We start from the raw sequence: 14181 nt of genomic DNA, 5'->3' as shown, positions 1-14181 counted from the left end.
TGTAAGGCCAGTGGCCGACCGCCCGACACCGGGTGACGAACTGTCAGTGGGTCACTTCTTGCCCAGGCGTTCGACGAGCGCCTCGTGGACGAGCGGCGGCAGCAGGTGGGCGACGTCGCCGCCCCAGGCTGCCACCTCCTTGACCAGCGAGGAGGAGAGGAAGCTGTAGGTGGGGTTGGTGGGCACGAACAGGGTCTCGACGCCCGAGAGGCCGTTGTTCATCTGGGCCATCTGCAGTTCGTAGTCGAAATCGCTGACCGCGCGCAGGCCCTTGACGATGGCCGGGATGTCGCGCTGCTTGCAGAAGTCGACGAGAAGGCCGTGGAAGGACTCGACCTCGACGTTCCCGAAGTCGGCGGTGACCTCACGGATCAGCTCGATCCGCTCCTCGACGGAGAACAGGCCCTTCTTCGACTGATTGATCATCACCGCGACGTGCACCACGTCGTACAGCCTGGAGGCGCGGGCGATGATGTCGAGGTGTCCATTGGTGATGGGGTCGAATGACCCCGGACAGACGGCGCGGCGCAACTGAAGTCCCTCGCTCTCCGGTCCGGTCATGGCGCGATCACTGAGTCGTCGCACGTAGAGGCGGCGCGACCGTACCAAAACGTGCCTTCGCCGTAGCGACGGGACCTCAGTGCCTCGAAGCCGTCGGGCCAGCAGAATTCTCCGCCTCTGGTACTGCGTTCAACGGTGACGAGCGCATCGCCCGTGAGCCAGCGTTCCGCCCGGAGTGTGAGCAGGATCTCGCGAAGATCGTCATCGGTGACGGCGTACGGAGGGTCGAGGAAGACCAGGTCGTACGGGGCCGTGGGGGTGCCGCCCTGGACGATCTGGGCCGCTTTGCCCGCCCTGACCTCGGCGCCGGGCAGGCCGATGGACTTCACGTTCGCCCTGATGGTGCGCACCGCGCCGGTGTCGGCCTCGACGAGCAGGGCGTGGCCCGCGCCGCGCGAGAGCGCTTCGAGGCCGATGGCGCCGGACCCCGCGTACAGGTCGAGGACGCGCGCCTCGTCGAGCGTGCCCTGCAAGGCCTGCCAGGTGGAGAACAGGCCCTCGCGCGCTCGGTCGGACGTGGGCCGTGTGCCGTTTCCGGGCGGGACGGCGAGGCGACGTCCGCCGGCCACACCGGCGATCACGCGGGTCATCTGAGTCCTTGTCGGTGTACGTACGGGAAGATCCGGGCTCAGTCTCTCAGCCCCTGCGCCCCCGCTGCCTGTCAGCCCTTGTCAGCCCTTGTCCAAGTAGCGCTCGCGCTCGTCGTCCAGGAGGGCGTCCAGGGCCGTGCGCAGCTCGGGCAGGTGCTCAAGGTCAGGGTCCTTGGAGACCACGGCGACGGCCTCCTCGCGGGCCTCGGCGATGATCTCCTCGTCCTCGATGACCGCGAGCATGCGCAGGCTGGAGCGGACACCGGACTGCGCCTGGCCCAGTACGTCGCCCTCGCGGCGCTGCTCCAGGTCGATCCGGGAGAGCTCGAAGCCGTCGAGCGTCGCGGCCACGGCGCCCAGGCGGGCGCGGGCGGGGCTCGCCTCGGGCATGTCGGTGACCAGGAGGCAGAGGCCGGGGGCCGAGCCACGGCCGACGCGGCCGCGCAGCTGATGCAGCTGCGATACGCCGAAGCGGTCCGCGTCCATGATCACCATGGCGGTGGCGTTCGGGACGTTCACACCGACCTCGATGACCGTCGTCGCGACCAGGACCTGGGTCTCGCCCGCGGCGAAGCGGCGCATCACCGCGTCCTTGTCGTCGGGCTGCATGCGGCCGTGCAGGACCTCCACCGTGAGGCCGCTCAGCGGACCGCGGGCGAGCTGCTCGGCGACCTCGATGACGGCGAGCGGGGGCCGCTTCTCGGCGGTCGCCTCCTCCTCGGCCTTCTTCTTGGCCTTCTTCGGGTCGGCGGCTTCGTCGACGTCGTCGCCGATCCGGGGGCAGACCACGTATGCCTGATGGCCGTTCTCGACCTCCTCGCGCACGCGCTCCCAGGCGCGCGCCAGGAAGTGGGGCTTGTCCTCGGCGGGGACGACATGGGTGGCGATCGGCGAGCGGCCAGCGGGGAGCTGGTCGAGGACCGAGGTCTCCAGGTCGCCGAAGACCGTCATCGCGACCGTCCGCGGGATGGGCGTGGCCGTCATGACGAGGAGGTGCGGGGGCTGCTTGCCCTTGCCGCGCAGGGCGTCGCGCTGCTCGACCCCGAAGCGGTGCTGTTCGTCGACGACGACCAGGCCCAGGTCGTGGAACTGGACCTTGTCCTCGATCAGCGCGTGCGTGCCGATGACGATCCCGGCCTCGCCGGTGACCAGGTCGAGCAGGGCCTGGCGCCGGGCGGCCATGCCCATGGAGCCGGTGAGCAGCGTGACCTTCGTGCCCTGGTCCGAGCCGCCGAGCATGCCGCCCTCGGCAAGCTCGCCCATCATCTCGGTGATCGAGCGGTGATGCTGCTGGGCGAGGACCTCGGTGGGCGCGAGCATCGCGGCCTGCCCGCCCGCGTCCACGACGGCGAGCATGGCGCGCAGGGCCACCATCGTCTTGCCGGAGCCCACCTCTCCCTGGAGGAGGCGGTGCATCGGGTGCTCGGTCGCCAGGTCGTCGAAGATCTCCTTGGAGACCTTCTCCTGGCCCTCGGTGAGCGTGAAGGGCAGCTTGGCGTCGAAGGCGTCGAGCAGGCCGCCGTCGCGGGGGCGGCGGGCGATCGCGGGGAGCTGCGCGTCCGCGTACCTCCGGCGGGCCAGGGCCACCTGGAGGACGAAGGCCTCGTCCCACTTGAGGCGGTCGCGGGCGGATTCGATGTCCGCCTTGGTGTGCGGGCGGTGGATCTTCAGGAGCGCCTCGGGGAGCGGGATGAGCTCACGGCCGTCGCGCAGGCTCGGCGGCAGCGGGTCGACGGCCTCCTGGGCGCTGGGCAGGACCGCGTCGACCGACTTGGCGATCTTCCAGGACTCCAGCTTGGCGGTGGCCGGATAGATCGGGATGAGGGCGCCCGCCCAGGAGTCCACGGCCTCGCCCGCGTTGTCCGGGTCGCCCTTCAGGAGTTCGTACGCCGGGTGTGCGAGCTGCATCTTGCGGTTGAAGACGGATGCCTTGCCCGCGAACATCGCGCGCGTGCCGGGCAGCAGGTCCTTGTGCGGCTTGTGGATGCCGCGGCCGAAGAAGACCAGCTGGAGCTGGCCGCTGCCGTCGGTGATCGTCACTTCGAGGCGCTGGCCCCTGCCGCCGTTGAACGTCAGGATGCGCGCCGTGGCGACCTGGGCGACCACCGTGACGTGCTCGTCGAGCGGCAGGTCGGCGAGGCGGGTGAGCTCGCCACGCTCCGCGTACCTCCGCGGGTAGTGGTGCAGCAGGTCGCCGACGGTGTGCAGGTCCAGGTGCTCGGCCATCACCTTCGCGGTGGCGGGACCGACCACTTTCTTCAGGGGTTCTTCGAGCGCGGGCACGAGATCCATTGCACACCACGCCACTGACAATTCGGCGTACGTCCCTGAAATCCGCTGGTCAGGAAGGCTGAACGCGGCGGCTACTCCACGCCGATCAGCAGCAGCGCCGACTGGCGTCCCCCGCGGTAGACCACCGTGTCGACCGCCAGATGCACCTCGCGCACATGCTTCTCCAGCTGCTCGCCGAGGCTGTCCGGCACGTCGTCGCCGAGCACCAGCGTGACCATCTCGCCGCCCGCGGCCAGCATCCGGTCGAGGACGGAGCGCGCGGTGCGTGTGGCGTCGTCGCCGATCACCGCGACATCGCCGTCGATCAGGCCGAGGACGTCACCGGCCTGGCAGATGCCCGCCATGGTCCACGACTGCCGCTCGGCGACGGCCAGTTCGGCGTACCGGGTCGCTCCGGCCGCCGAGGTCATCGCGACCACGTCCTCGTCGAAGCGGCGGTCCGGCTCGTGCACGGCCAGCGCCGCGATGCCCTGGACCGCGGACCGGGTGGGGATCAGCGCGACGCGCACCCCTTCGGTACGGGCCTGTTCCGCGGCGGCGGCAGCGGTGTGGCGCAGCTCGCCGTCGTTCGGCAGGAGCACCACCTCGCGCGCGTGGGCGTGCCGGATCGCCTCGACGAGTTCCCCGCTGGCGGGCGGCTCCCCGGGCCGCGTGGGCACGGTGGTCGCCCCGGCATCGGCGTAGAGACCGGCGAGCCCCTCCCCCGGCACGACGGCGACGATCGCGCGCTGCGTGCGTTCCCGGGGCGGCTGCGCGGCGCCCGCGGTGTGCGCGTCGCCCACCCCGAAGTGGGTGATGCGGATGCGGTGGGGCCGCCCCGCCTCGACGCCCGCCTCGACGGCCGCCCCGGCGTCGTCCACATGGACGTGGACGTTCCACAGCCCGTCCCCGCCGACGACGACGAGCGAGTCACCGAGCCCGTCGAGCCGCCTCCGCAGCCGTGCGACGGCCGTGTCGTCGGCTTCCAGGAGGTAGATCACCTCGAAGGCGGGGGCAGGCGCGGGCGCGGCGGCGTCCGCCGGGTTGTCCTGGCACTCAAGGGGCTCCGCGAGCTCCACGCGCGCGTGGCCGCCCGAACCGGCCGTCTTCACGTACGGGGAGGCCGTCCCGCCCGACAGGGCCCCCACCAGAGCCCCGAGCACCGCCACGAGCCCGCGCCCTCCGGCGTCCACCACTCCCGCGCGCCCGAGCACCGCGAGCTGCTCCGGCGTCGCGTCGAGCGCCCGGCACGCTCCGTCGTACGCGGCCCGCGCCACCGCCCCGCAGTCGCCGTCGGCGCCGGAGGCCGCGTCGGCAGCGGCGGCGGCCACCGTCAGGACGGTGCCCTCCACGGGATGTGCGACCGCCTGGTAGGCCGACTCGGCGGCCCGCCGCAGCGCGAGCGCCAGGGCCTGGCCGTCGGCGTGATCGGTGTCACGGTCGGCGCCGAGCACCTGCGCCATCCCCCGCAGCAGCTGCGACAGGATGGTGCCCGAGTTCCCGCGGGCCCCGATCAGCGCGCCGTGCGCCATCGCCCGCGCGGCCTCGGCCAGGGCGGGGCGGGCCGGCTCAAGGCCCGTGAAGACCGCGTCGACCGCCTGGGACGCCGATTCCACGGTCAGGTAGAGATTGGTTCCGGTGTCCCCGTCCGCGACCGGATAGACGTTGATCGCGTCGATCTCCTCGCGGGCCCGTCCCAGGGCGTCCAGAGCGAGGCCGCACCAGGCGCGCACCGCGACGGCGTCGAGGTTCTGCGGCACCTGCTCGCCTCCTAAGGGCATCCGGAATGGACGCAGCGTAGACCGGGACGGGCGAAGGGCCCGGGGCGGGGCCGGGGCCAGACATGGTAGTTTCGTTCTACCGAAGCAGTCGTTGTATGCTGCTCCGGTTGCCCGATACCCATCGGGACCTTCCTCCTGGCAACGCCACCCACGATCATTGCACTGATCCCGGCATGCCGGGATTAACCGTAAGTGCATCTGAAGTCTTGGAGTGACCCGTGGCTGCCAACTGCGACGTCTGCGGCAAGGGGCCGAGCTTCGGCAACAACATCTCGCACTCTCACCGCCGTACGTCCCGTCGCTGGAACCCGAACATCCAGCGCGTTCGTGCCGTGGTCAGCGGGACGCCGAAGCGGCTCAACGCCTGCACCTCGTGCATCAAGGCCGGCAAGGTCTCGCGCTGACGCAAGTAAGCGCGGCCACCTAGCTGGTTGCTGAAAGAGCTGGCCCCCTTCGGGGGACCGGCTCTTTCGTGTGCCCACAGCACTTCTTCGGGTGTCCCCAGCACTTCATAGCGGGATCTTGAACCGCCACCCATGATCCACGGGCCCGATCCCGCCGGCGAGGGTGCAGCCCGTGCCGTGCGTGTGGCGGTTGTCGTGGCGGGGCGCCCGCAGCCAGTGCTCGTCGGAGCCGTCGGTGAGCAGGTCCACCGCATCCCGTCCTCCCGGGTCGACGACCGAGGGTGCGTCCGTGCCCGCGATCAACTCGGCCACCGCCTCGACCAGTTCGGCCGATGCCAGCATGCCGGTCTTGACGGCCTGGACGCCGATGTCGTCGACGACGCTGCGGTACCGCGCGCGCACCGCTTCCACCGGCAGCTCCCAAAAGCCCTGTACGCCAAGGGAGTTCTGCGCGGTGACGGCCGTGACGACGCTCATGCCGTGCGTGCGAGCGCCAGCATCGTCTTCAAGTCGGCCTGGATGCCCGCGCCGCCGCCGGAGTCGGATCCCGCGACGGTCAGGACGCGCGGGGGCGCGGCACGGTCATGCTCAGTCCTCGAGGTTGTCGCCGAAGTGGTCCCAGCCCTTACTGGTCCAGGGCGCGCCGTCGACGGTCACCTGCGGCAGGGCCGAGGGGTTCAGGACCTCGCCGATGACCTTCCAGCGGGCGGGCAGCTTCACGTCCGGCGGGAACGTCGCCACGATCGCGTGGTCCTCGCCGCCGTTGAGCACCCACTGCAGCGGGTCGACGCCGACGGCCTGGCCGATGTCGTTCATCTGGGAGGGCACGTCGACGTCCCCGGAGCGGATGTCGATGCGCACCTTGCTCGCATCGGCGATGTGCCCGAGGTCGGCGATGAGCCCGTCGCTCACGTCCGTCATCGAGGTGGCGCCGAGGCCGGCGGCCGCGGGGCCCGCGTGGTACGGCGGTTCGGGCCTGCGGTGGGCCTCCACGAAGGCGCGGGGCGAGCGGAAGCCGCGCGAGAGCACCGCGTGTCCGGCGGCGGACCAGCCCAACCAGCCGGTGACGGCGACGACATCGCCGGGCTGTGCGCCAGCGCGGGTCACCGGCTCGTGGTTGCGCAGATCGCCGAGCGCGGTGATCGCGACGGTGATCGTGTCGCCGCGTACGACGTCGCCGCCCACGACGGCCGCTCCCGCGACCTGGCATTCGTCCCGCAGGCCGTCCATGAGCTCGGTGGGCCAGCTGGCGGGGAGTTCGGCGGGGACGACCAGGCCGAGCAGGAGCGCGGTCGGCACGGCGCCCATCGCGGCGATGTCCGCGAGGTTCTGCGCGGCGGCCTTGCGGCCCACGTCGTACGCGGTGGACCAGTCGCGGCGGAAGTGCCGCCCTTCAAGGAGGATGTCGGTGCTCGCCACGACCCTGCGGTCGGGAGCCGACACGACGGCGGCGTCGTCACCCGGGCCGAGCCGGACGGCCGGGGTGGTGGTGAGCCGAGAGGTGAGTTCCCTGATGAGCCCGAACTCCCCCAACTCGCCGACGGTTCCCTTCACCGGGACTCACCATGCCCTTTCACGCTGCTCGGCTTGCGGTCGCGAGCCTTCACTGTCATAGGTACGGTCGAGATGACCGTCAACTTCTGTTGCCCGTCCACCGCGATGTGCGCGCCACAGCTCCCCCGGGTCTCCCCGTGGGAAGCGGCGACGCGGTACCGTGGCGTCCCTTCTCCCCACATGATCCTCGTGGCCGCCCTGGAGGTTCCGTGGTACAGGCGTACATCCTGATCCAAACAGAGGTCGGCAAGGCGTCGACCGTCGCCGAGCTGATCGGCAAGATCCCAGGAGTCATCCAGGCCGAGGACGTGACCGGACCCTACGATGTCATCGTGCGCGCCCAGGCGGACACGGTGGACGAACTCGGCCGCATGGTGGTCGCCAAAGTCCAGCAAGTGGACGGCATCACCCGCACCCTGACCTGCCCCGTCGTGCACCTCTAGCCCCCGTCTTACCCTTGGCCGGTGAAGATTTCCCGTCGCCGGCGTCGCTGCCTCGTCTCGGCCCCCGCCCTCGCACTCCTGATCGCGTCCGCGGGCTGCTCCTCAGCAGACGAAGCAGTGAAGGCTGCGGTTCCCACCCCGGACGGCAAGGTCACCGAACTGTGCCGGAACCTGGACAAGCAGCTGCCGAAGAAGGTGGACGGTCTTGGGCGCGCTGATCCCGAGCCGAAGTCCGAGCTGACCGCCGGGTGGGGAGACCCGGCGATCATACTGCGCTGCGGTGTCGCCAGGCCGTCCGAGATGAACAACCCCGAGGCGGACGGCGTGACGGCGGACGGCGTCAACTGGCTGATCGAGGAGCAGGACGACGGGTCGTTCCGCTTCACCTCCACGCTGCGCAAGGCGTACGTGGAGGTGACGCTGCCCAAGGAGCGCGCGGGAAGCGGCGTGAGCCCGCTGACGGACTTCGCCGCCCCCGTCAAGAAGTCGATCCCCAAGGGGATCGCGTAGGCGCCGTACGGGGTGCTAGCGCAGCCCTGTGGACCGGTTGAGGGCCGCCTGGACGAGGCGGTCCACCAGCTCCGGGTAGCTGACGCCGCTCGCTTCCCACATCTTCGGGTACATCGAGATGGGCGTGAAGCCCGGCATCGTGTTGATCTCGTTGATGACGAACCCGTCCTCGGTGAGGAAGAAGTCCGCGCGCACCAGGCCCTCGCAGGACGTGGCCTCGAAGGCGTCGACGGCGAGCCGCTGGATCTCGGCGGTCTGCTCGGGCGTCAGCGGGGCGGGCACGATCCCGGGCGTCGAGTCGATGTACTTCGCCTCGAAGTCGTAGTAGTCGTGCGACTGCACCGGCGGGATCTCGGCGGGCACGCTCGCGCGCGGCCCGTCCTCGAACTCCAGGACCCCGCACTCGATCTCGCGGCCGCGCAGGAGCGACTCGACCAGGATCTTGGGGTCGTGGCGGCGGGCCTCCTCGATCGCGTCGTCGAGGCCCTCGAAGGAGGCGACCTTCGTGATGCCCATCGAAGAGCCGCCGCGCGCGGGCTTGATGAACAGCGGCCAGCCGTGGTCGCCGGCGAACTCCGCGATCTTCTTGCGGGCGCCCTCCTGGTCGCGGTCCCACTCGCGCGGGCGGATCACCAGGTACGGGCCGACGGGCAGCCCGAAGGAGGTGAACACCCGCTTCATGTACTCCTTGTCCTGGCCGACGGCCGATGCGAGCACTCCGGCGCCCACGTAGGGCACTCCGGAGAGCTCGAGGAGTCCCTGGAGCGTGCCGTCCTCGCCGTACGGACCGTGCAGCATCGGGAAGACGACGTCGACCTCGCCGAGCGCCTTGGGCACGGAGCCGGGCTCGCTGTAGACGACCTCGCGGTTGCCCGGGTCCAGGGGCATCACGACGCCGCCGTCGGCCGACTCGGCGAGCGCGTCGACGTTGGGCACCTGCCGGTCGGTGATCGCCATGCGCTCGGGATCGTCGGCGGTCAGGGCCCAGCGGCCGTCCGTCGTGATGCCGATGGGCAGGACGTCGTACTTGGTGCGGTCGATGGCACGCAGCACGGCGCCCGCCGTGACGACCGAGATGCCGTGCTCCGAACTGCGGCCGCCGAACACGACGGCGACACGCGGCTTGCGGAGCGGCAGCTCAGAGCTCTGCTCGGTGCTCGGCTGGGGGCTCTGGGGGAGGTTCTCGCTGCTCATATCGGCTTGAGGGTACCCGCTGGCCCCCGGAGAGTCAGCGGCGCTCGGCCTTGGCGCTGCGCGACATCAGCTCCTTGAGGGCGACCACCGGCGGTGTGCCCTCGTGCACGATGCCCACGACCGTCTCGGTGATGGGCATGTCGACGCCGTGCCTGCGGGCCAGATCGAGGACCGACTCACAGGACTTGACGCCCTCGGCGGTCTGCTTGGTGACCGCGATGGTCTCCTCCAGCGTCATGCCCTTGCCGAGGTTCGTGCCGAAGGTGTGGTTGCGCGACAGCGGCGACGAGCAGGTGGCCACCAGGTCGCCGAGGCCCGCGAGTCCGGAGAACGTCAACGGGTCCGCGCCCATCGCCAGGCCCAGGCGGGTGGTCTCGGCGAGGCCGCGCGTGATGAGCGAGCCCTTGGCGTTGTCGCCCAGGCCCATGCCGTCCGCGATGCCGACGGCGAGACCGATGACGTTCTTGACGGCGCCGCCGAGTTCGCAGCCGACGACGTCCGTGTTCGTGTACGGGCGGAAGTACGGCGTGTGGCAGGCGGTCTGGAGGCGCTGCGCGATCGATTCGTCGCGGCAGGCGACCACGGCGGCGGCGGGCTGCCTGGCGGCGATCTCGCGGGCGAGGTTGGGCCCGGTGACGACGGCGATCCGGTCGGCCGCGACCTTCGTGACGTCCTCGATGACCTCGCTCATCCGCATCGCGGAGCCCAGCTCGACGCCCTTCATGAGGGAGACGAGCACGGTGTCGGGGGCGAGCAGCGGCGCCCACTCGGCGAGGTTGCCGCGCAGCGTCTGCGAGGGCACGGCGAGCACGGTGAAGTCGGCGCCCGCCGCGGCCTCGGCCGGGTCGGTGGTCGCCCTGAGGTTCTCCGGGAGCTCGACACCGGGGAGGTAGTCGGGGTTGCTGTGCGAGGAGTTGACCGCGTCGGCGAGCGCGGCGCGACGGCCCCACAGGGTGACATCGCACCCCGCGTCGGCGAGCACCATGCCGAAGGCAGTACCCCATGAGCCCGTTCCGAAGACGGCGGCCTTCACCGGGTTCGTCACTTGCTGTCCTCCGTGGTGTTCTCAGGGGTGTTCCGGGGGACGCCGCGACCGCCGCGGTCCGCCGCCTTGCGTCGTTGCGCGAGCCGCGCCTTGCGCGGGTCGTACGGGATCTCGGGGGCCTTCTCGTGCCGGATCTCCTCCAGGAGTTCGGTGACCGCGGCCATGATGGTCTCGGTCACCTCCCGCAGGATCTCGGGGCTGGGTTCCTTGTCGTAGAAGCGCGAGAGGTCGACCGGCTCGCCCGCGAGCACCTGGAGCTTCTTGCGCGGGAAGAGGCTGAGCTTCTTGCTGTACGGGGGGAGCGCGAGGTTGGCGCCCCACTGCGCGACGGGGATCACCGGGCACTTGGTGCGCAGGGCGACCCGCGCGGCACCGGACTTGGCCGTCATCGGCCACATCTCGGGGTCCCTGGTGAGGGTGCCCTCGGGGTAGAACGCCACGCACTCACCGCGGTCGATCGCGTCGACCGCGGCACGGAAGGCGTCGAGCGCGTTCGTGGTCTCGCGGTAGACCGGGATCTGGCCCGTGCCCTTCATGACCTTGCCGACGAACCCGTCCTTGAAAAGGCCGTCCTTTGCCAGGAAACGGGGCACTCGTCCGGTGTTGTACTGAAAATGCGCGTACGAGAGCGGGTCGATATACGAGTTGTGATTCACCGCGGTGATGAATCCGCCGTCGGCCGGAATGTGTTCCATTCCTCGCCAGTCCCGCTTGAAGAAAACCACCAGGGGCGGTTTGGCGATGACCGCCGCCAGGCGGTACCAGAAGCCGATTCTGCGGCGGGACACTCGGACACCTTCCTCCATGAACCTGGTCGGCCGCACAAGTGTCGCCCCAGGCTGCCTGTCTGTCGAGAACACCGTACGCCCGCCCCCGCGGCCCGGCCCCGGTAGTGCCCCGGCCAGCAGGTCACAATGGGCGCGACGCGAAGGACGGAGCCGCCACCCGTGCAGTGGACCCTGGTCATACCCCTGAAACCGCTGGAGCGCGCCAAGAGCAGGCTCACCGCCACCACCGGCGACACCCTGCGTCCGGGCCTCGCGCTCGCCTTCGCACAGGACACCGTGGCCGCCGCGCTGGCCTGTCCCGCGGTACGCGATGTGGTGGTCGTCACGGACGACGGCCTCGCCGGGCGCGAGCTGGCGGCGCTGGGGGCCCGGATCGTGCGGGACGAGCCCGCGGGGGGCCTCAACGCCGCTCTGGCGCACGGAACGGCGGCGGTGCGCACCGGGCGGCCACAATCGGCTGTCGCGGCGCTGAATGCCGATCTCCCGGCACTGCGCCCCATGGAATTGGCCCGGGTACTCGACAGGGCGGCCGCATTTCCCCGTTCTTTCCTCGCGGATGCCGCGGGAATCGGTACGACACTGCTGTCCGCGGCACCCGGCTCGGAATTGCGGCCGGCATTCGGCGCGGCGTCCCGATCCCGGCACGCGGCTTCGGGTGCGGTGGAACTTCCCCTCGAAGGCGTCGGCTCCGTGCGCCAGGACGTGGACACCGGCGACGATCTGCGGGCCGCCCTCGCGCTGGGCGTCGGGCCGCGCACGGCGACGGCTGCCGCGAGGCTCCTGATCGCCGACTGAGTACGCTTCCCCCATGCAGGCGACCGCGTACACGTACGACTCCGAGACCCGCAGCGGCAGCGTGCTGCTCGACGACGGCACCCCGGTGCCCTTCGACCCCCCGGCGTTCGACGCGGGTGGCCTGCGGCTCCTGAGGCCCGGCCAGCGCGTACGGATCGAGGTCGAGGGAGAGGGCGAGCAGCGCCGCATCACGCTGGTGACGCTGCAGACGTTCTGAGGGCCGTCCGAGGACGTCCCGGCAGGCACCACCACAACCACCACACACGCCGCGGGCCGGGCTCCCAGTGGGGAGCCCGGCCCGGCGCGTGAGTGCCCTCGTGCCCTTACTTCTTGCGGGCGGTCGCCTTCTTGGCGGTGGTCTTGCGCGCCGTCGACTTCTTGGCGGGCGCCTTCTTCGCGGTGGCCTTCTTGGCCGGCGCGGTCTTCTTGGCGGTGGCCTTCTTGGCGGGAGCGGCCTTCTTGGCCGTCGCCTTCTTGGCCGTGGCCGCCTTCTTGGCCGTCGCCGTCGCCTTCTTGGCGGTGGTCTTCTTGGCGGTCGCCTTCTTCGCCGTCGCCGTCGTCTTCTTGGCGGTGGCCTTCTTGGCGGTGGCGGCCTTCTTCGCGGTCGCCTTCTTGGCGGTGGCCTTCTTGGCCGCTGCCTTCTTCACGGTCGCCGAAGCGCTGCCGCCCGAAAGGCTGCCCTTGGGCGCCTTCTTGACCGCGACGTCGTTCTTCGGGAGCTTCTTGGAGCCGCTCACCAGGTCCTTGAAGCCCTGTCCTGCGCGGAAACGCGGAACCGAGGTCTTCTTGACCCGAACGCGCTCCCCGGTCTGCGGGTTGCGGGCGTAACGGGCCGGACGGTCAACCTTCTCGAACGAGCCGAAACCGGTGACCGAAACACGGTCTCCGCTGACGACGGCACGGACGACTGCGTCCAGAACCGCGTCCACGGCGTCGGCGGCCTGCTGACGGCCACCCACCTTGTCGGCAATCGCTTCTACGAGCTGCGCCTTGTTCACGTCTTCCCCTTCGGAGACCTCGCCCGAGCGTATTCGCCAGGCTTTTTCGCACGTTAGGCAGATATATACCGCAAATCAAACACGAAACGGGCTAATCACCCTTGTGCCGCAACGAACTCGGCTGTCCTTGAGTTCCTCGAAGGCTCCTCGAAGGGCCGTTTGAGCCTTGTGGCTCAGGCATCTTCGGGGAATCGGCCCTCGTCGGCCTCGTCGATGGACTCCATCAATCGCTCCAGACGCCTTGCCGCATCGGCGAGATCGTGTTTGGCCGCGGCCGTAATGACCAGCAGCTTCCGGGTCAGCGCCATCCGTACGCCCTCCGGGACTTGCAGTGCACGCACCCTTGAGTGCGCTTCCTTCAGTTGGTCCGCAACAAGCCCGTAGAGCTCGAGTTGGCTGTCACGTTCCATGCACCGATTGTGCCATCTGGGGCGAGTTGTCGCCTCCGCAGGGGGTAACTACCCACATCCGGCGCCCTCCTGAGGGTACCCGGTCAGAGCGAGTGCAAGGGGATTTCAAGCCTCTTCTGCCGTCCGAATCAAGGGAGTTGATACCACCCGTTCAGGTCATGGCCCACCGCAAAGGGGGCAGACACAGATGTACCCCCAACCGTCCACGATTGGGGGTACACCAGGGTGTTGCGGGGGTGTCAGACCTGCACCGTCCGCGGCTTGTACGAGGGGCGCTTCGACTCGTACGCGGCGATGTCGGGCTCGTTCTGGAGCGTGATGCTGATGTCGTCCAGACCGTTCAGGAGACGCCAGCGGGCGTTCTCGTCGAGCTCGAAGTCGGCGGTGACGCCCTCGGCGCGAACTTGGCGATCCTGCAGGTCAACGGTGATTTCGGCCTGCGGGTCGGCCTCCGTGAGCGCCCAGAGCGCGTCCACGACCTTCTGGTCGAGCACGACGGTGAGCAGGCCGTTCTTCAGCGAGTTGCCGCGGAAGATGTCGGCGAAGCGCGAGGAGATGACGGTCTTGAAGCCGTAGTTCTGCAGCGCCCAGACGGCGTGCTCGCGCGAGGAGCCCGTTCCGAAGTCGGGACCCGCGACCAGGACCGTCGCACCCTCACGTTCGGGTTTGTTCAGGACGAACTCGCCGTCCTTGCGCCAGGCCTCGAAGAGCCCGTCCTCAAATCCGTCCCTGGTGACCTTCTTCAGCCAGTGGGCGGGGATGATCTGGTCGGTGTCCACGTTGCTGCGGCGCAGCGGAACGGCCCGGCCGGTGTGCGTGGTGAATGCTTCCATGGCT

16 protein-coding genes and 1 pseudogene are annotated in these 14181 nt (G+C 70.1%); 5 read left to right on the top strand and 12 right to left on the bottom strand.

What is annotated here, in order from left to right; translation table 11 throughout:
• Positions 1-51: 51 nt before the first annotated feature.
• From coaD to ABZ833_RS35675, 4 genes are all read right to left on the bottom strand, one after another.
• Positions 52-531, bottom strand: a complete 480-nt coding sequence (gene coaD, locus ABZ833_RS35690) for a pantetheine-phosphate adenylyltransferase (RefSeq protein ID WP_361056201.1) — start codon at positions 529-531, stop codon at positions 52-54.
• 26 nt (positions 532-557) lie between these two features.
• Entirely contained in the window at positions 558-1151 is a 594-nt protein-coding gene (gene rsmD, locus ABZ833_RS35685; RefSeq protein WP_361055855.1) for a 16S rRNA (guanine(966)-N(2))-methyltransferase RsmD, read from the bottom strand.
• Between the two features lie 81 nt (positions 1152-1232).
• Positions 1233-3443, bottom strand: coding sequence for an ATP-dependent DNA helicase RecG (gene recG, locus ABZ833_RS35680; protein WP_361055852.1), 2211 nt, complete (start codon positions 3441-3443; stop codon positions 1233-1235).
• A 71-nt stretch (positions 3444-3514) separates the two neighbouring features.
• Complete coding sequence (locus ABZ833_RS35675; RefSeq protein ID WP_361055849.1) at positions 3515-5203, bottom strand: DAK2 domain-containing protein; 1689 nt, start codon at positions 5201-5203, stop codon at positions 3515-3517.
• A 218-nt stretch (positions 5204-5421) separates the two neighbouring features.
• On the opposite strand from ABZ833_RS35675, the gene rpmB reads away from it, so the two are divergent.
• Entirely contained in the window at positions 5422-5607 is a 186-nt protein-coding gene (gene rpmB, locus ABZ833_RS35670) for a 50S ribosomal protein L28 (protein WP_160507429.1), read from the top strand.
• Between the two features lie 105 nt (positions 5608-5712).
• Here rpmB and ABZ833_RS35665 read toward each other — a convergent pair.
• Positions 5713-6167: pseudogene (locus tag ABZ833_RS35665) on the bottom strand (bifunctional hydroxymethylpyrimidine kinase/phosphomethylpyrimidine kinase).
• Between the two features lie 28 nt (positions 6168-6195).
• On the bottom strand, positions 6196-7161 hold the full coding sequence (locus ABZ833_RS35660) for a thiamine-phosphate kinase (protein ID WP_361055845.1): 966 nt from the start codon (positions 7159-7161) through the stop codon (positions 6196-6198).
• A 209-nt stretch (positions 7162-7370) separates the two neighbouring features.
• Here ABZ833_RS35660 and ABZ833_RS35655 point away from each other — a divergent pair, with 209 nt between their 5' ends.
• Together ABZ833_RS35655 and ABZ833_RS35650 are read left to right on the top strand one after the other, a co-directional pair.
• Positions 7371-7604, top strand: coding sequence for an Lrp/AsnC ligand binding domain-containing protein (locus tag ABZ833_RS35655; RefSeq protein ID WP_016642988.1), 234 nt, complete (start codon positions 7371-7373; stop codon positions 7602-7604).
• 27 nt (positions 7605-7631) lie between these two features.
• Complete coding sequence (locus ABZ833_RS35650; protein ID WP_361056199.1) at positions 7632-8114, top strand: DUF3515 domain-containing protein; 483 nt, start codon at positions 7632-7634, stop codon at positions 8112-8114.
• A 15-nt stretch (positions 8115-8129) separates the two neighbouring features.
• Here ABZ833_RS35650 and ABZ833_RS35645 read toward each other — a convergent pair whose 3' ends face one another.
• The 3 genes from ABZ833_RS35645 to ABZ833_RS35635 are packed head-to-tail and all read right to left on the bottom strand — an operon-like array spanning position 8130 to position 11141.
• Complete coding sequence (locus tag ABZ833_RS35645) at positions 8130-9308, bottom strand: D-alanine--D-alanine ligase family protein (protein ID WP_361055841.1); 1179 nt, start codon at positions 9306-9308, stop codon at positions 8130-8132.
• Between the two features lie 34 nt (positions 9309-9342).
• Positions 9343-10353 carry an NAD(P)H-dependent glycerol-3-phosphate dehydrogenase gene (locus tag ABZ833_RS35640; RefSeq protein ID WP_361055838.1) on the bottom strand — a complete coding sequence of 337 codons (1011 nt, stop codon included), beginning with the start codon at positions 10351-10353 and terminating at the stop codon, positions 9343-9345.
• The gene (locus ABZ833_RS35635; RefSeq protein ID WP_361055835.1) at positions 10350-11141 is read right to left on the bottom strand and encodes a lysophospholipid acyltransferase family protein; all 792 of its coding nucleotides are present in this window, start codon (positions 11139-11141) and stop codon (positions 10350-10352) included. Before ABZ833_RS35635 ends, ABZ833_RS35640 begins: the two co-directional genes overlap by 4 nt.
• Positions 11142-11300: 159 nt before the next feature.
• Here ABZ833_RS35635 and cofC point away from each other — a divergent pair, with 159 nt between their 5' ends.
• Both cofC and ABZ833_RS35625 read left to right on the top strand, forming a co-directional pair.
• Positions 11301-11936: a 2-phospho-L-lactate guanylyltransferase gene (gene cofC, locus ABZ833_RS35630; protein WP_361055832.1), complete on the top strand. Its 636-nt coding sequence runs from the start codon at positions 11301-11303 to the stop codon at positions 11934-11936.
• A gap of 13 nt (positions 11937-11949) precedes the next feature.
• Positions 11950-12153 (top strand): hypothetical protein, encoded by a 204-nt coding sequence (locus tag ABZ833_RS35625; protein ID WP_190084725.1) that lies wholly within the window; start codon positions 11950-11952, stop codon positions 12151-12153.
• 106 nt (positions 12154-12259) lie between these two features.
• Here ABZ833_RS35625 and ABZ833_RS35620 read toward each other — a convergent pair whose 3' ends face one another.
• The 3 genes from ABZ833_RS35620 to leuD form a co-directional block, all read right to left on the bottom strand.
• Complete coding sequence (locus ABZ833_RS35620; protein ID WP_361055828.1) at positions 12260-12934, bottom strand: HU family DNA-binding protein; 675 nt, start codon at positions 12932-12934, stop codon at positions 12260-12262.
• Between the two features lie 173 nt (positions 12935-13107).
• Positions 13108-13344, bottom strand: coding sequence for a hypothetical protein (locus ABZ833_RS35615; RefSeq protein WP_249587526.1), 237 nt, complete (start codon positions 13342-13344; stop codon positions 13108-13110).
• Positions 13345-13583: 239 nt separating this feature from the next.
• Entirely contained in the window at positions 13584-14177 is a 594-nt protein-coding gene (leuD, locus tag ABZ833_RS35610; RefSeq protein WP_361055825.1) for a 3-isopropylmalate dehydratase small subunit, read from the bottom strand.
• Between the last annotated feature and the right edge of the window lie 4 nt (positions 14178-14181).

The organism is Streptomyces sp. NPDC047525, from assembly GCF_040643025.1.
GTDB lineage: Bacteria > Actinomycetota > Actinomycetes > Streptomycetales > Streptomycetaceae > Streptomyces > Streptomyces durmitorensis.
This window is presented reverse-complemented; position numbering and strand designations above follow the sequence as displayed.